Below are 16539 nucleotides of genomic sequence, written 5' to 3' on the forward strand. Positions count from 1 at the left end.
GGTGCCCGCACCTCACCGAGCACCCGGGCGGGCCGGGAGGTCGTCGTGCCGGGGGTGTAACAGGGGCCGCAGCGGCGCGTAACACGGCCGCCGCACGCTGAGGCGCATGCAGAGCACCCCGACGCCCACCCACTGCCCGTACTGCGCCCTGCAGTGCGGGATGAACCTCACGCCCGCGCCGCAGGGCGGCGTCGAGGTGAGCGAGCGCGCCGACTTCCCGGTGAACCGGGGAGCGCTGTGCGCCAAGGGCCGTACGGCGCCCGCGGTGCTCTCCGAGCGGGTGCGGCTGACCTCGCCGTGGGTGCGCTCGGCCGGCGGCACGCTGGAGCCGGCCACCTGGGAGGAGGCCCTGGACCGGATCGCCCGCGAGCTGGCCCGGGTGCGCGCCGAGGCGGGGGCCGACGCGGTCGGCGTGTTCGGCGGGGGCGGGCTGACCAACGAGAAGGCGTACGCGCTCGGCAAGTTCGCCCGCGTGGTGCTGGGCACCTCGCAGATCGACTACAACGGGCGGTTCTGCATGTCGTCGGCGGCGGCCGCCGGCACGAAGGCGTTCGGGCTGGACCGGGGGCTGCCGTTCCCGCTGGAGGACATCCCGCGGACCGGCTGCGTGATCCTCGTCGGCTCCAACCCCGCCGAGACCATGCCGCCCGCGCTGCGCTACTTCCGCGAACTGCGCGAGAACGGCGGCACGCTGATCGTCGTCGACCCGCGCCGCACGAAGACCGCCGAGCAGGCCGACCTGCACCTGGCGCCCCGGCCCGGCACCGACCTGGCGCTCGCGCTCGGCCTGCTGCACCTGGTGGTCGCCGAGGGCCGCACGGACGAGGCGTACGTCCGGGAGCGGACCAGCGGCTGGGAGGAGGCGCGGGCCGCGGCGATGGCGCACTGGCCGGAGTACGTGGAGCGGATCACGGGGGTGTCCGTTCCCGACCTGCGCGAGGCGGTACGGCTGTTCTGCGAGCCCGAGGCCGCGATGGTGCTCACCGCGCGCGGGCCCGAGCAGCAGTCCAAGGGCACGGACACCGTGGGCGCCTGGATCAACCTGTGCCTGGCGACCGGCCGGGCGGGCCGCCCGCTGTCCGGGTACGGCTGCCTGACCGGGCAGGGCAACGGGCAGGGCGGGCGCGAACACGGCCAGAAGGCCGACCAGTTGCCCGGCTACCGCAAGCTGGACGACCCGGCCGCGCGGCGGCACGTCGCCGAGGTGTGGGGCGTCGACCCGGACACGCTGCCCGGACCGGGGCGCAGCGCCTACGAGCTGCTCGACGCGCTCGGCACGGACGTCCGCGCGCTGCTGCTCATGGCCTCCAACCCGGTGGTGTCGGCGCCGCGCGCCGCGCACGTCGAGGAGCGCATCCGCTCCCTGGACTTCCTCGCCGTGTGCGACGTGGTGCTGTCGGAGACGGCCGCGCTGGCCGACGTGGTGCTGCCCGTGACGCAGTGGGCGGAGGAGAGCGGCACCACGACCAACCTGGAGGGCCGCGTCCTGCTGCGGCGCCGGGCCGTCTCCCCGCCCGAGGGCGTGCGCAGCGACCTGGAGGTCCTGCACGAACTCGCCGCCCGGCTGGGGGTGGAGAAGGGCTTCCCGACGGACCCCGAGGAGGTCTTCGAGGAGCTGCGCCGGGCGAGCGCGGGCGGCCCGGCGGACTACTCGGGCATCACCTACCGCCGACTGGCCGAGGAGGACGGGGTGTTCTGGCCGTGCCCGGCGCAGGGCCCGGCGGTGGTGGCGGGCTCGGGTGCGCAGGGGGGCGGCCCCGGACACCCCGGCACCCCCCGCCTGTTCCTCGACCGGTTCGCCACCCCGGACGGCCGGGCGCGGTTCGCGCCGGTCGCGCACCGGCCCGCGGCCGAGGAGCCGGACGAGGAGTTCCCGGTGCTGCTGACCACGGGCCGGGTGGTGGCCCAGTACCAGTCGGGCGCGCAGACCCGGCGGGTCGGCGAGCTGAACGCCGCCGCGCCGGGCCCGTTCGTCGAGCTGCACCCGCGGCTCGCGGCGCGGCTCGGGGCCGCCGAGGGCGACCCGCTGGCCGTGGTGTCGCGGCGCGGCCGCGCGGTGGCGCCGGCCCGCATCACCACCGCGATCCGCCCGGACACGGTGTTCATGCCGTTCCACTGGCCGGGCGAGGGCCGCGCGAACACCCTGACCAACCCGGCCCTGGACCCGACGTCCCGGATGCCGGAGTTCAAGGTGTGCGCGGTGCGGGTGGAGGCGGTCGAGACGGTGCGGCCGGTGGAGGCCGTCGAGCCGTAGGCGCGCGGAGGGGCCGGCCCCCGTCGGGCGCCGGCCCCCGCGCACGAGGGGGGATCAGGTGACGTTGACCGCCGTCCACGCCGCCGCCACCGCCGCGTACTCCGCGCTGGTCGCGCCGTAGAGGTCCTTCGCCGCGTTCAGGGTGGCGGTGCGGGCTCCCTTGTAGTTGGTGGAGGACGTCATGTAGACGGTCAGGGCGCGGTACCAGATCTTGCCGACCTTGTCGCGGCCGATGCCGGTGACCGTGGAGCCGTCGTAGGTGGGCGAGTCGTAGCTGACGCCGTTGATGGTCTTCGCGCCGCTGCCCTCGGCGAGCAGGTAGGCGAAGTGGTTGGCGACGCCGGAGGAGTAGTGGACGTCGAGGTTGCCGACCGAACTGCTCCAGTAGTCGGCCGAGTTGCCGTCCTTGGAGGGCTTGTCCATGAAGCGCAGCGCGGCCTTGCCGAAGCCGGGACGGACGATCTTCTCGCCGATCAGGTAGTCACCGGTGTCGGCGGTGTTGCCGGCGTACCACTCGACCATCGTGCCGAGGATGTCCGAGGTGGCCTCGTTCAGGCCGCCGGACTCGCCCGAGTAGGTCAGCCCGGCCGTCTTCGACGTCACGCCGTGGCTCATCTCGTGGCCCGCGACGTCCAGCGCGACCAGCGGGCCGAACGTGGTGCCGTCGCCGTCGCCGTACGTCATGCAGAAGCAACTGTCGTCCCAGAAGGCGTTGTTGTAGTTGCTGCCGTAGTGGACGCGGTTGTAGGAGCCCTTGCCGTCGCCTGCGATGCCGTTGCGGCCGTGGACGTTCTTGTAGTAGTCCCAGGTCTCGTTGGTGCCGTACTGGGCGTCGACCGCGGCGGAGGAGCGGTCGGCGGTCGTGCCGGTGCCCCAGTGGTTGTCGGCGTCGGTGAAGACGGTCGCGGGGGCGCGGCTGAAGCAGATGCCGAAGATGCACAGGTCGGTCTTGTTGGCCGCGTCGCCGGTGTAGGTGTTGCCGCGGGTCGGGTCCTTGAGCTGGTACGTCGAGCCGGAGGCCGTGGTCTCCAGCGGGACGGTGCCGCCGTAGAGGGACGCGCCGTCGCCGGTCGCCGTCTCGATCAGGTCCCAGGCGTCGATCTGCGCGCCGGTGCGCGCGTCGGTCAGGACCGCGCGGGCGACCGGGTTGCCGAGCGTGTCCAGGCCGACCGCGTCGGTCCGCCAGGCCAGTCTCGGGGTGCCGTGCAGGGCGTCGACGACCAGGTGCGGCTTGGCCTTGACCTGCCTCAGGGTCGTGCCGCGGGTGGCGGCGCGCAGGGCGGCCACGGCGGCGTCGGCGGCCTTGGGGGCGGACACCTGCGGGGTGATGGAGGCGAGCGAGACCGTCTTCGTGGTCGCCCGGTCGGCGCCGCGGTAGGAGCCGTCGGAGGCCAGGTGGACCACGAAGTCGCCGCCGAGGACGGGCAATCGGCGGAAGGTGCGGTCGTAGCGGACGTGCTGGGTGCCGTCCTTGTCGACGACGACGTCCCGCACGGACGTGTCCTGCGCGGCGGTCAGGCCGAGGCTCGCGGCGTGGTCCGCGACGGCGGACGCGGCGTTGGCGAGGGCGGTGGCGCGGCTGGGCCCGCCGGCCGCGTCGGCGGCGGGCGAGAGCGCGGCGGCCAGCAACGTGGCCGTGGTGACGGCGATGCCGGCGGTGGCGAGACGGGAACCTCGGACGTGCGGCCGTATCCGACTCATCGGACTCCTCGGTCGGGGCGCCGACGGGCGCGTGGGGGTGGCGCTGATGTCCTCTGAGATTTAAGGGGCCATGACATGTCATGTCCATAGCGCCTTCACAGGGAAGTGTGAGGATGCCGAGGAGGAGAGAATCGTTTCCGTGACCGCGGCAGCCCTCCCCTTCTTCGTGTACGGCACCCTGCGCCCCGGCGAGGTCAACCACGGCCTCCTCCTGCGCGGCCGCACCCGCGCCGAGGAACCCGCGCTGCTCCCCGACGCGGTGCTCTACGCCGGCCCCGGCTACCCCTACGCCGTGCACGCGCCCGGCGGCACCGTCACCGGCGACCTGGTCACCGCGCACCCGTGGGCCTACGACGCCCTGCTCGCCGAGCTGGACCGGCTCGAGGAGTACCGGCCCGGCGACCCGCACACCCTCTACGAGCGGGTCGAGCGGGCCACCGTGGTGCGCGCGGCCGGGGGCCCGCCCGTGCGCGCCTGGGTGTACCTCGCCGGGCCCGTCGTCGCGGCCCGGCTGCGGGCGTGCGGGGAGCTGATCGAGGGCGGCGACTGGCGCGCGCGGCGGCGCTGACTGCCCGTCACCCGTTCACCCGCGCGTCCGGCGCATTTGTGCCGGACTCCGCCACAGCCGCCGTGACCTGCTGAAACGCCGGCCGCGCGGGACGCCGGGCGACACCCGTTCATCCCCTTTCTGACGCGCCCTCAGGAAGCGCGGTCGCGCCGCTGCCACTTATCTCGGAAGGGCAGGACCCACCGAACAGCTCGAAGGAGCACCGATGCGACGTACCGCCCGTCTGCTGGCCGGCACCGCGCTCGCCGTCACCGCCGTGAGCGGTCCCGTCGCCACCGCGTACGCCGGGCAGTCCGGCGGTCTGGAGGTGTACCCCTCGGCGGCCGTGCCCGGCGACCGGGTCACGGTCGGCACCTCGGCGTGCGGACCCGAGGGCACCGCCGCGGGCGACGCGAGCGCGGTCGGCGCGGGCCGGTTCACGCTGGCGCCGACCACCCACGACGGCGACGTCGTCGGGGAGTTCCGGGTGCCGCCCAGCGCGCAGCCGGGGACGTACGAGATCGTCGCCGAGTGCGCCGAGGGCGGCCGGCGGGTCAGCGGGGACCTCGTGGTGTCCCCTACCGCGACACACCAGCGGGTTCCCCCGCGGGGGAGCGTGAAGACGGGGGTCGGCGGCGCTCTGGGCCCCGACCCCGTGCAGACCGCGGCCGGCGTGGCGGCTCTCGCCGTCGCCGCCGCGGGCGGTACCTGGCTCCTGCATCGCCGGGCGAGAGGCGATGTGTTCTGACGGACACCCTCCGCTGTCCGTCCGCCGGTACCGCATGTCCCCTCCCCCTCCGGGTCCGACGCCCCTCGCGGCCCGGAGGGGGACCGGGCCGCTCACCAGGGGGCTCGCCGCTCACCAGGAGGCTCGTATGCACAGGCTGGGCGACACCGCGATAGCCGCCGTCACCGTCGCGGCGCTGTGCTCCGGCGCGTGGCTGCTGCACGACGGCGCCGAGCGGCACGCCCCGCCGCAGCCGTCCGCCGCCGAGGCCCGGGCCGGCGGCACCGACCCGCACTCCGCGCCCGCGCTGCCGCCCTCCCCGCCGGACCGCGTGCGCATCCCCTCGATAGGCGTCGACGCGCCCCTGACCGGCCTGCGCCTCACCCCCGGCGGCAGCCTGGAGGCGCCGCCCGCCACGCGCAAGAACCTGGCCGGCTGGTACGAGGCCGGCACCACCCCCGGCGAGACGGGCACCGCGGTCGTCGCCGGCCACGTCGACAATGCGGACGGCCCGGCCGTGTTCTACGCGCTCGGCGCGCTGAAGAAGGGCGCCCGCATCGAGGTGGACCGCCTGGACGGCAGCACCGCCCTGTTCACCGTGGACGCGGTGGAGGTCTACCGGGCGGGCGACTTCCCCGACGCGAAGGTCTACGGGGCCGCCCCGCGGCCGGAGCTGCGGGTGATCACCTGCGGGGGCGGCTACTCGCGGGACACCGGCTACCAGGGCAACGTGGTGGTGTTCGCGCACCTCACCGGGAGCCGCTGAGCCGGCTCCCGAGCCGCATCCCCCCACGCTTTCCGGCCGGTGCGACCTCACACCTCTCCCCCGCCCCCGCTGAGGGCAGCGTTCCGCACGGGAAACAGGAGTGATGCGGCCGGGTAACGTCGGCACCGCACGCTCGACGACATGACCTCGAATACGCGTGTGGTGGTGATCGGCGCCGGCCTCGCGGGCGTACGCCTCGCCCGGCGGCTCGGTGAGCTCGGCACGCCCGCGCTGGTCGTCGGCGAGGAGGAGCACCCCCCGTACAACCGGGTGCTGCTCGCCGAGGTGCTGGCCGGCCGCTACGCGCCCGAGGTGATCTCACTGCCCGCGCCCGCCGACCTGGTGCGGGCCCGGGTCACCGGCATCGACCGCGACCGGCGCGCGGTGACGTGTGCGGACGGCACGGAGATCGCCTACGGGACGCTGGTCCTGGCGACCGGGTCCAACCCGGTGCTGCCGCCGCTGCGCGGCCTGTTCACGCCGGACCGCGAACTGCCCGAGGGCGTCCACGCGTTCCGCACGATGGACGACTGCCTGGGCCTGGCGAAGGCGGTCCGGCCGGGCGTGCGGGCGGTGGTGATCGGCGGCGGGCTCCTCGGGGTGTCCGCGGCCCGCGCCCTCGCCGTGCGCGGCGCCCAGGTCGTCCTCGCCCAGCAGGCCGAGCGCCTGATGGAACGTCAGCTCGACCCGGAGGCCTCACGGCTGGTGCTGCGGCACCTGGAGGACCTCGGGGTCGAGGTGCACCCCGAGTGCCGGGTGCGCGACGTGCGGTGCGTCGGCGGGGCGGTCCGCTCGGTGGAGATGGCCGACGGGTACGCGCTGGACGCCGACCTGGTGGTGCTGGCCTGCGGGGTCCACCCGCGGGTCGGCCTCGCCCAGGACGCCGGCCTCGCCGTCGACAAGGGCGTGCTGGTCGACGACGAACTGCGCACCTCCGACCCGCACATCCGTGCCGTCGGCGACTGCGTCCAGCACGCCGGGCAGGTCTACGGCCTCGCCGCGCCCGCCCTGGAACAGGCGGACGTGCTCGCCGCCCTGCTGGCCGGCCGCGACGACGTCCGCTACCCGGGCACCCGCGCCCTGACCCGGCTGACGCTCACCGGCGGCGGCGTGCTCGACCTCGCCGCGTTCGGCGAGACGGTCCCGCTGCCCGGCGACGACGTCGTGCGGCTCGCCGACGCCACCCGCGGCACGTACCGCAAGGTCGTCGTCCGCGACGACCGCCTGGTCGGCGGGGTCCTCGTCGGCGAACTCGGCACCGTCGGCGCGCTCGCCCGCGCCTGGGAGGGAGCAGAGCCGCTCCCCGGTGACGGCCCCCTGCTCCACCTGCTCACCAACGATGGAGGCTCCTGAATGACCGCCACCCCGGAGGCCACCCCCACGATCGTGCTCGTCGGCCACGGCATGGTCGGCCAGCGCTTCCTCGAAGCGCTCGCCGCGCGCGGCCTGACCGCCACGCACCGTGTGGTCGTGCTGTGCGAGGAGCCGCGCCCGGCGTACGACCGGGTCGCCCTCACGTCGTACTTCTCGGGCCGCACGCCCGAGGAACTGTCCGTGACCGACATGGAGTTCATCGCCGCACACGGCATCGAGCTGTACGTCGGCGACCCGGCCGTCACCGTCGACCGCGGGGCCCGCGAGGTGACCGCGCGCTCCGGGCGGGTCTTCGGCTACGACACCCTCGTCCTCGCCACCGGCTCCTACCCGTTCGTGCCGCCGGTCCCGAACAAGGATGCCGAGGGCTGCTTCGTCTATCGCACCATCGAGGACCTGCTCGCCATCGAGGAGTACGCGCGGACCCGGGCCACCACCGGCGCCGTGGTCGGCGGCGGACTGCTCGGCCTGGAGGCCGCGGGCGCCCTGAAGGGCCTCGGACTGACCGCCCACATCGTGGAGTTCGCGCCGCGCCTGATGCCGGTGCAGGTCGACGAGGGAGGCGGCGCGGCGCTGCTGCGCACCATCGAGGAGATGGGCCTGAGCGTCCACACCGGCGTCGGCACCCAGGAGATCGTGGTCGACGCGTCCGGCGCCGTCACCGGCATGAAGCTGTCCGACGGCTCCGAACTGGCCACCGACCTGGTCGTGTTCAGCGCGGGCGTCCGGCCCCGTGACCAGCTCGCCCGCGACTGCGGACTGACCGTCGGGGAGCGCGGCGGCATCGCGGTCGACGAGCAGTGCCGCACGGTGGCCGACCCGCACGTGTTCGCGATCGGCGAGTGCGCGCTGGCCGCCGACGGCCGGGTGTACGGGCTGGTCGCGCCGGGCTACGACCAGGCGGAGACGGCCGCCGCGACCATCGCCGCCGACGAGGCGTCGTTCACCGGGGCCGACCTGTCCACCAAGCTCAAGCTGCTCGGCGTGGACGTGGCGTCCTTCGGCGACGCGCACGGCACCACCGGGGACTGCCTGGACGTGGTCTACTCCGACTCCCGCGCGGGCCTGTACAAGAAGCTGGTCATCGGCCGCGACGGCACGCTGCTCGGCGGCATCCTGGTCGGCGACGCGGAGGCGTACGGCACGCTGCGCGCGCTGACCGGCTCGGTGCCGCCCGTCGCACCGGAGTCGCTGGTGCTGCCGGCCGGGGCCGGCGCGGGCGCCGAGGCGCTCGGACCGGCCGCTCTGCCGGACGACGCGATCATCTGCTCCTGCAACAACGTCCGCAAGGGCACGATCCGCGAGGCCGTCACCGAACACCGCTGCACCACCGTGCCGGAGGTGAAGAAGTGCACCAAGGCCGGTACGACGTGCGGCAGTTGCGTCAAGGTCCTCGGCCAGCTCGTCACCGCCGAGCTGGAGGCGTCCGGCGTCGAGGTCGACAAGGGCCTGTGCGGCTGCTTCTCCCAGACCCGCGAGGAGCTGTACGAGATCGTCCTCGCCCTGCGCGTCACCACGTACCAGGACCTGCTGGACCGCTACGGCCGCGAGGAGGCCCGCGGCACCGACGGCTGCGAGGTCTGCAAGCCCGCGGTGGGGTCGATCATCGCCTCCCTCGCCCCGGTGATCGGCGCGAGCGGGTACGTCCTGGACGGCGAGCAGGCGGCGCTGCAGGACAGCAACGACCACTTCCTCGCCAACCTCCAGAAGAACGGCTCGTACTCCGTCGTCCCGCGCATCCCCGGCGGGGAGATCACCCCGGAGAAGCTGATCGTGATCGGCGAGATCGCCCGCGACTTCGGCCTCTACACGAAGATCACCGGCGGCCAGCGGATCGACCTGTTCGGCGCCCGCGTCGAGCAGCTCCCGCTGATCTGGACCCGGCTGGTGGACGCCGGCTTCGAGTCGGGCCACGCCTACGGCAAGGCGCTGCGCACCGTGAAGTCCTGCGTGGGCTCCACCTGGTGCCGCTACGGCGTCCAGGACTCGGTGCGCATGGCGATCGACCTGGAGCTGCGCTACCGGGGCCTGCGCTCCCCGCACAAGCTGAAGTCGGCGGTGTCGGGCTGCGCCCGCGAGTGCGCGGAGGCCCAGTCCAAGGACTTCGGCGTGATCGCCACGGCCGGCGGCTGGAACCTGTACGTCGGCGGCAACGGCGGCGCCACCCCGCGCCACGCGGACCTGCTCGCGCAGGACCTGTCCGACACCGAACTGGTCCGGCTCATCGACCGTTTCCTGATGTTCTACATCCGCACCGCCGACCGCCTGGAGCGCACCTCCGCCTGGCTGGAGCGCCTCCCCGGCGGCCTGGACCACGTCCGCGAGGTGGTCGTCGAGGACTCCCTCGGCATCTGCGCCGAACTGGAGTCGCTGATGGCGGCGCACGTCGCGCACTACCGCGACGAGTGGGCCGAGACCATCAACGACCCCGAGAAGCTCGCCCGCTTCGTGTCCTTCGTCAACGCGCCCGACACGCCCGACCCGGTGGTCGGCTTCGTCCCGGAGCGCGACCAGATCAAGCCCGACCTGCCGCTGCTGGCCATCGGCCACCGCCCCTTGGAAGGAAGCACCCAGCGATGACCCTGGCACTCGAGACGACCGACCTGAAGGTCCAGCTCAAGCTGGGCGGGGACTGGCTCACGCTGTGCGACCTGAGCCGGCTGCTGCCCGGCCGGGGCGTGGCCGCCCTGCTCCCTGACGGCCGGCAGGCCGCCCTGTTCCGGGACCGCGCCGGAGAGCTGTACGCGGTCGACAACCGCGACCCGTTCGCCGGGGCGGCGGTCCTCTCCCGCGGGCTGCTCGGCACCCACCGGGGCCGCCCGTTCGTGGCGTCCCCGCTGCTCAAGCAGCGGTTCGACCTGGTGGACGGCCGCTGCCTGGACGACGAGACGGTACGGGTGCGCACCTACGAGGTCCGGGCGGCCTAGCCGGCGCGGTCCACCAGGTCGCAGGTGACCCCGGTGAGCCGTGCGGAGGCGTCCCACAGGCGTTCCCCGAGGGTGTCGTCGAGGGTCCAGGGCGCCCGCCAGGACCGTGCGGGCGCCCCGCGCCACATCGCGAGGGCCGGGCCGGTGAACGTATCGGGCCGCACACCGGGGGCGGTCGCCGCGTACAGCGTGGGCAGGGCACCGGCCTCGGCCGGCTGGGCGAGGACCCGGTCCCCGGCCAGCAGCAGCCGCCGGGTGGCCGCGCTGCCCACGCCGGCGGTGAGCCCGGTGGCCGCGTACCCCGGGTGGGCGGCGGCCGCCACGACGGGCGCCCCGCTCGCCGCGAGCCGGCGCGCGAGCTCGTGGGTGAAGTGCAGGTTGGCGCTCTTGGAGCGGGCGTAGGCGGTCCAGCGGCCGTAGCTGCGCAGGCTGTTGAGGTCGCGCAGGTCCACCTTGCCCAGGGCGTGCAGCATGCTGGACACGGTGACGACCCGGGCCGCGGGCGCCGCGAGCAGCCGGGGCAGCAGCAGCCCGGTCAGCGCGAAGTGCCCGAGGTGGTTGACCCCGAACTGCGTCTCGAACCCGTCGGCGGTCGTCCCGTACGGCACGGCCATCACGCCCGCGTTGTTGACGAGCAGGTCGACGCGGTCGTACGGCAACGAGGCGGCGAAGTCCCGCACGGACCGCAGCTCCCCGAGGTCGAGCCGGCGGAACGTCACGTCGGCGTCCGGCACTGCGCCGCGCAGCAGCTCCACGGCCCGTTGCCCGCGCCCCGCGTCCCGGCAGGCGACGACGACCCGGGCGCCCGCGCGGGCCAGTTCGCGGGCGGTGACGAGGCCGAGTCCGCCGTTGGCGCCGGTGACGACGGCGATCCGCCCGCTCTGCTCCGGGATGTCCCGCGTGGTCCAGCCGCCCATGGCCGTTGCTCCCTCCGGTGGTGGGCCCAGCGTAGGAGCGGCCGCGTTCGCCCGGCGTATGCCCAGGGGCCACGGAGGGTCACCCGGCGGGCGCGGGCGGCAGGGCGGGTCTCCGGGGCGGGCCGCCGGGGGCCGGGAGGGCGGGCTGCCGGCTGCGCGGGAGCCCGGTGCATCATGACCCCATGCCTCATGAGCCCATGACGACCACGACGCCCGACCGAAAGGCCGATGCCGCGTAGGCGGCCCGGCGCCCTGCGCGCCCACCGGTCACGGCACCCGGTGCCCCGCACCCGCACGGCGCCGCCCCCGCCCCGCATCCCGGGACTGTCCACCGCGACGACGCTGGCGGTCCACCGGGTGGAGGCGACGTACCCGGACTTCCTCCTCTTCCCGGGCGCGACGAGCACCGCGCTCCTGCGCTACCGGGCGTTCCTGGTCCCGGGCCGGCGCCCCCTGTACCCGCGCACGGCCGTCTGCCCGTCGTGCCCCGGCTGCGCCCTGGACGACGTCCGGGAGGCGAGGGACACCCTGGCGGAGGTGCTGCGCCGCCTGCCCCCGCGCCCGGCGGGCGAACTGGCCTCGGTACTGGCCGCCCTGGACGGCAGGTACGCGGCGAGGACCCTGCCGGATCCGCGGGCGCCGAGGTCGAGCGCGGCCTGGTGGCACGGGCGCCTGGGGGAAGGGGCGGAGGGGTGGTGAGCGGGGCGGCGGTCACGGCGGGGGTGCTCCCCCGTGCCCGGCGGGCGCGGGCGGCGGGGCGGGGTGCCGGATCGTCCGCAGGTCCGCCGTCAGGTCGTCCAGCCAGACCTCGACGTCCACCAGGTACGGCAGGAGGCCGGGGGGCACGGGCGGTGCCGGGGACGGGGGGCCGGGCGGGGCGGCGGGATGCGCGGGGAAGGCCGCCGTGCGGGACATCGACGCGGCGACCCGGTCCGCGGTGTCGGCCGCCCAGCGACGGGCCACGGGCGGCATCTCCCCCGGCGCCCGTTCCTGCGGCAGCCAGTGCGCCCCCACCAGGACCCGGGTCGCGCAGTTGAGGACCGCCAGCCAGTCCGGGTCGCCGGGCGCCGGGGCGGCCGACGGCTCCGTGCGGTACTGGGCGTACACCGCCTCCGCGATCCGCAGCCGGTGCCGGGTCAGCCGTACCGCCTCGTCCGCCGCCCGGTGGCGGAGGCGGGCGTCGGAGGGGGCGCACGCCGCCGCCACCGTCAGGCCCACCAGCGGCGCCGTCGCCCGCAGCAGGGCCGCCATGCCCCGGCGGAGCTCCGCCCGCGCCCCCGCCGGCCAGGCGAGCAGCCCGCACAGCAGGCCCACCGCGCTGCCGGTCAGCACGTCGACCACCCGCACCTCGGCCAGGCGCCACGTCACCGGCGCGAGCTGCGCGAACGCCGTCGACACCACCAGGGTGAACATCCCCTGCGCCCAGGCCGGCCCGCCCAGCGGCCCCACGGTGAACGCGAGCGCCATCACCGGCACCAGCAGGGCCGCGTAGACGTCCGTGGACCCGCCCGCCTCCGTCAGCAGCAGGCCCGCCGCGACCGCGCCCGCCAGCGTGCCGAGCGCCGCTGCCCGCACCGCCGACCAGGTGGCGACCGCCGTCGTACGGCCCAGCGTCAGCACCGCGAGCAGCACCCAGAACCCGTGCGCCAGGTCCAGCGATCCGGCCACCAGCCGGGCCACCGCCAGGCCCAGGGCGGTGCGGACGGCGTTCTGGAGGACCACGGAGCGCACGGTGAGGTTGCCGGACAGCCGGACCGCCCACAGGCGCGGTCCCGACAGCCCCGCGTACCAGAACTGGGCCGGCGGCAGCCCCGGCGCCCCGCGCGCACCGCCGCGCGCCACGGCCACGGCGGCCACCGCGGTCAGCGCCGACAGGGCGGTCGACAGCACCGCGGAGCGGGCCCTGAGCCGCGCGTGCCACGCCGCGGAGGGGTCCGTACCGGTGGCCCCCGGCCCGTCCTCGCCCCTCGCCTCCAGGAACACGCCCGTCATCTCCAGCAGCCGGCCCGCGCCCCGCGCCGGCCGGTCGCCCCGCACCGCCTCGGCCGCCTCGGCGCAGCAGTCGGCGATGCCGTCGAGGAGCTCGCGGGTCGGCGCGTCGTCGGGCGGCGGGGCCGGGCGCGCCGCCAGGGCGGCCAGTTGCTCCAGGAGACGCCGGGCCGCGCCGCCCGTGTGGGCCAGGGCCCGCTGGGTGCGGCCGGCGCCGGTCGGGCTCGTGCCGGGCGGCTGCCGGGAGAAGCGGAGGTCCTGCGCGGCGGCGTGCAGGGCGCGCGGGCCGGGCGGGGAGATGGCCGGCGGGCCGGTGCCGCGGGCCGGAGCGGTGCCGACGCCGCCTGCCCGGCGCGCCGGGGAGGTGGCCGCCGCCCCGGGCGCCCGTGCCAGGGACCTGGCCGTCGCCGCCGCCTCGTGCAGGGCGCGGGACACCTTGTCGGCGTAGCGCGGTGGGGTGGGTTCGGGCAGGAGCCACACCTCGGCCGCGGCCAGCAGCAGCGCCCCGGCGGCCAGGCCGGCCAGGCGTTGCGGGAGGGAGCCGGGGGCGTACGGCGGGAAGCAGGCCAGGATGTAGAAGAGCTGGAGCCCGGGGGCCGCCCCCGCCATCCTCGGTCCGCAGGCCGAGGCGAACGTCAGCACGAAGCCGACGAGCAGCATCCCGGCGACGGCCGACGCGGTGGTCACGGCCAGCACGGTGCCGAGGGCGGTCAGCGCCGCGGCCGCCCCGAGGGCGTACAGCACGGTGCGCGCCCGCTCCCGTCCCGAGCCGGGCAGCGGTGACAGCACGCCGAACGCGACCGGCGCGAACAGGGCGTACACCGCGGCCGCCGGGCGGTCGAAGGCGTACACGGCCGGGTAGAACCCGGCGGCCGCCGCCAGCGTCACGCGCACGGCACGCCGGGCTGCCCTCCGGACCGGCGAACGGGGCGAGGGTGACGCCCGTGCGGTCGGCTGCCCTAGACGCACCCGTGCTCCTCTCCGGCGCCCACCCCGGCCTCCGGCACGGCCCGCGCCGCCACGTGCCCATTGTCACCGGGCGGGGCGCCGCCCACCTGCTGCGCGGCCCCGCACGGATCCGGTCGCGTGGCCGGAGGAAGATCCTCGCTTTCCGGACGTTCACTTCAGGCCCCTCGCCACCTCACGGCCACCGACGCGGGCCGATCGGTACCGATGCACCCCATCCGCACCTTTTGCCGACGCGTAGCGGACGGGCTGATTCCTGCGCGAATGCGCCGGAACTTCGCGGGCACCGGGCGGATCTTTGTGCGAATCCTGTGATCAGGTGGTGGGCGCCCAGCGGCCACGGGGGCCGCTGGGATCCGTCTTCCACGGGGGGAAGTCATGCACTCGCGTGCCTTCGGCATGCCGCTTCGGCGTGCCCGCAAGAGATCAGCCACCGCCCTGTCGATCGCGGCACTCACCTCCGCCGCGCTGGCCGCGTCCGTGCTGCCCGGCGCGACCGCGGCCGCCGCCGCCGACAAGCCGGTCTCGGCGTGGGGCAGGAACAGCCCGGACTTCTCGATGCCGACGGTCAAGGTCGGCGCCAACCGCCCGGTGCCGTCACGGGCGTCCAAGGTCCCGACGGACGAGGTGTACGTGCCGTGGCTGCGCGAGCAGCGCGCGCACGCCAAGGATCCCGGCCGAACGGGCGGCGGCGCCAAGTCGTCGTCCCCGGCGAAGGGCGCCACGGCGGACGCCTCGGTGCTCAGCATCGTGCCCGAGGGCCAGGGCAACGTCCCCTGGCACCGCTCCACGAGCTTCGCCATCACCGACGCGCTCAAGGCGAAGATCGACTACTCGACCGGCAACCTGATGCTGACGGCGACGGACTTCGACGTCGCCGGGGTCGGCCAGGACCTGCGTCTGGCGCGGACGTACAACTCGCTGGACGCGCCCTGGGGCAGGGTCTCGCAGCGCTGGTGGCAGCAGTACGAGCGGTACCTGTCCGTCTCCGGCACCGAGGTCGTCTTCTACGACGCCTCCGGCGCCACGGTCCGCTTCAAGAAGAACAGCGACGGCTCCTTCACCACGCCCAAGGGCTGGTCCGAGGACCTGAAGAAGAACACGGACGGCACCTACACGCTGACGAAGTGGAAGTCGGGGGCGAAGGAGACCTACGACCAGTACGGGTCCCTGACGAAGGTCACCGACCGCAACCACGGCACGATCACCGTCACCCAGCACGACGAGAACGGCGAGAACAAGGGCTTCAAGCTCCTGGAGACCCGCTCGGGCCGCTTCATCGACCTGTACAAGACCTACCCCTCGCAGTGGCAGGCCAAGGACAACACCGGCCGCACCGCCGTGTTCAACCTCGACGCGAGCGGCAACCTGGCCACCACCACCGACACCGAGGGCAAGACGGTCACCTTCCGCTACGACACCTCCGGCCGCGTCGACAAGATCACCACCGCGGAGGGCCGCGTCACCGTCTTCACCTACGACGACGTCAACCGCGTCACCTCCATGCTGCGCGGCACCGGGTTCAACAGCGACGGCCACACCGGCCCCACCTGGACCTACGCCTACAGCAGCGCCTCGGCGACCGCGTCCGGCACCACGACGGCCAAGGACCCGGAGCTGCACTCCACCAAGTACGCCCACGACGGCGACGGCCAGGTCACCGAGGTGACCGACCACCTGCAGCGCAAGCGGTCGACGAAGTTCGACGCCAACCACAACATCGACACCGCCACCGACGCGATGGGCTCGGGCACCACTCCGGGCAACGTCACCGACTACGGCTTCGACTCCCGCAACAACCTGCAGTCCGTGACCCGGCCCGGGCAGTCGGCGACCCAGCCGGGACCCAAGACGGTCAACAGCTGGCAGACCATCGCCGGCGGCGACGTGTCCAAGGACTCGACCAACGCCGACGGCGAGAAGACGTCCTTCACCTACGACACCGTCGGCAACACCACCTCGGTCGCCCAGACCGGCACCGGCGGCGGCAGCGTCTCCTACGACTACAACCCCGCCACGCCCACCTGCGGCGGCTTCGAGGGCCAGCGCTGCGCGGCGAAGACGAAGATGACGTCGGCGAAGACGGTCCAGACCGACTTCCACTACGACGCCCGCGGCAACCTGGAGTGGGCCAAGGCCCCCTCGCCGCTGGGGAAGACGACGTACACCTACGACGAACTCGGCCGCACCACCAGCGTCACCGACGCCCGCGGCGTGAAGGTCGCCTACACCTACGACAACCTCGACCGCGTCCGCACCGTCACCTCACCGAACACGGTCAAGGTGGAGTACTGGTACGACGGCGACGGCAACCTCGTCCAGCGCTCCGACGGCACGGGGACGACCAAGTACGAGTTCGACCCGCTCCAGC

General features: G+C 74.8%; 12 protein-coding genes. 9 read left to right on the forward strand and 3 right to left on the reverse strand.

The features are described from left to right. Positions 1-106 precede the first annotated feature (106 nt). Positions 107-2254, forward strand: coding sequence for a molybdopterin oxidoreductase family protein (locus E4U92_RS03265; RefSeq protein WP_137298707.1), 2148 nt, complete (start codon positions 107-109; stop codon positions 2252-2254). A 54-nt stretch (positions 2255-2308) separates the two neighbouring features. On the opposite strand, the gene E4U92_RS03270 is transcribed toward E4U92_RS03265, so the two are convergent. Next, positions 2309-3955, reverse strand: a complete 1647-nt coding sequence (locus tag E4U92_RS03270) for a M4 family metallopeptidase (protein ID WP_137298708.1) — start codon at positions 3953-3955, stop codon at positions 2309-2311. 139 nt (positions 3956-4094) lie between these two features. Between E4U92_RS03270 and E4U92_RS03275 the strand changes: the two genes are divergently transcribed. From E4U92_RS03275 to nirD, 6 genes are all read left to right on the forward strand, one after another. Further along, on the forward strand, positions 4095-4523 hold the full coding sequence (locus E4U92_RS03275; protein WP_229862259.1) for a gamma-glutamylcyclotransferase family protein: 429 nt from the start codon (positions 4095-4097) through the stop codon (positions 4521-4523). Between the two features lie 205 nt (positions 4524-4728). Beyond that, complete coding sequence (locus E4U92_RS03280) at positions 4729-5250, forward strand: hypothetical protein (protein WP_137298710.1); 522 nt, start codon at positions 4729-4731, stop codon at positions 5248-5250. A gap of 127 nt (positions 5251-5377) precedes the next feature. Next, entirely contained in the window at positions 5378-5995 is a 618-nt protein-coding gene (locus E4U92_RS03285; protein WP_137298711.1) for a class F sortase, read from the forward strand. 141 nt (positions 5996-6136) lie between these two features. After that, entirely contained in the window at positions 6137-7348 is a 1212-nt protein-coding gene (locus E4U92_RS03290) for an NAD(P)/FAD-dependent oxidoreductase (protein ID WP_137298712.1), read from the forward strand. Then, the gene (gene nirB / locus E4U92_RS03295; RefSeq protein ID WP_137298713.1) at positions 7349-9949 is read left to right on the forward strand and encodes a nitrite reductase large subunit NirB; all 2601 of its coding nucleotides are present in this window, start codon (positions 7349-7351) and stop codon (positions 9947-9949) included. It begins immediately after the preceding gene. After that, complete coding sequence (gene nirD, locus E4U92_RS03300; RefSeq protein ID WP_137298714.1) at positions 9946-10296, forward strand: nitrite reductase small subunit NirD; 351 nt, start codon at positions 9946-9948, stop codon at positions 10294-10296. Before nirB ends, nirD begins: the two co-directional genes overlap by 4 nt. Here nirD and E4U92_RS03305 read toward each other — a convergent pair. Beyond that, entirely contained in the window at positions 10293-11213 is a 921-nt protein-coding gene (locus E4U92_RS03305) for an oxidoreductase (protein ID WP_137298715.1), read from the reverse strand. The two genes, nirD and E4U92_RS03305, sit on opposite strands and share 4 nt — an antisense overlap. Positions 11214-11441: 228 nt before the next feature. On the opposite strand from E4U92_RS03305, the gene E4U92_RS03310 reads away from it, so the two are divergent. Beyond that, positions 11442-11912, forward strand: a complete 471-nt coding sequence (locus E4U92_RS03310; RefSeq protein ID WP_137298716.1) for a hypothetical protein — start codon at positions 11442-11444, stop codon at positions 11910-11912. Between the two features lie 12 nt (positions 11913-11924). Here the strand turns inward: E4U92_RS03310 and E4U92_RS03315 are convergent, their stop codons facing one another. After that, complete coding sequence (locus tag E4U92_RS03315; protein ID WP_229862262.1) at positions 11925-14096, reverse strand: FUSC family protein; 2172 nt, start codon at positions 14094-14096, stop codon at positions 11925-11927. Positions 14097-14546: 450 nt separating this feature from the next. On the opposite strand from E4U92_RS03315, the gene E4U92_RS03320 reads away from it, so the two are divergent. Continuing rightward, positions 14547-16539, forward strand: a 1993-nt coding sequence (locus E4U92_RS03320) for a DUF6531 domain-containing protein (RefSeq protein WP_241681772.1), incomplete at its 3' end; no start/stop codon positions are given.

It is taken from the genome of Streptomyces galbus, from assembly GCF_005280195.1.
In the GTDB taxonomy this organism is placed as follows: Bacteria; Actinomycetota; Actinomycetes; order Streptomycetales; family Streptomycetaceae; genus Streptomyces; species Streptomyces galbus.

What these genes read in the sequence shown, in the direction of transcription:
- E4U92_RS03270 (WP_137298708.1), bottom strand. Translation starts at nt 3,955, where the DNA reads ATGAGTCGGATACGGCCGCACGTCCGAGGTTCCCGTCTCGCCACCGCC.
- E4U92_RS03290 (WP_137298712.1), top strand. Translation starts at nt 6,137, where the DNA reads ATGACCTCGAATACGCGTGTGGTGGTGATCGGCGCCGGCCTCGCGGGC.
- nirB (WP_137298713.1), top strand. Translation starts at nt 7,349, where the DNA reads ATGACCGCCACCCCGGAGGCCACCCCCACGATCGTGCTCGTCGGCCAC.
- nirD (WP_137298714.1), top strand. Translation starts at nt 9,946, where the DNA reads ATGACCCTGGCACTCGAGACGACCGACCTGAAGGTCCAGCTCAAGCTG.
- E4U92_RS03280 (WP_137298710.1), top strand. Translation starts at nt 4,729, where the DNA reads ATGCGACGTACCGCCCGTCTGCTGGCCGGCACCGCGCTCGCCGTCACC.
- E4U92_RS03305 (WP_137298715.1), bottom strand. Translation starts at nt 11,213, where the DNA reads ATGGGCGGCTGGACCACGCGGGACATCCCGGAGCAGAGCGGGCGGATC.
- E4U92_RS03285 (WP_137298711.1), top strand. Translation starts at nt 5,378, where the DNA reads ATGCACAGGCTGGGCGACACCGCGATAGCCGCCGTCACCGTCGCGGCG.
- E4U92_RS03310 (WP_137298716.1), top strand. Translation starts at nt 11,442, where the DNA reads ATGCCGCGTAGGCGGCCCGGCGCCCTGCGCGCCCACCGGTCACGGCAC.
- E4U92_RS03265 (WP_137298707.1), top strand. Translation starts at nt 107, where the DNA reads ATGCAGAGCACCCCGACGCCCACCCACTGCCCGTACTGCGCCCTGCAG.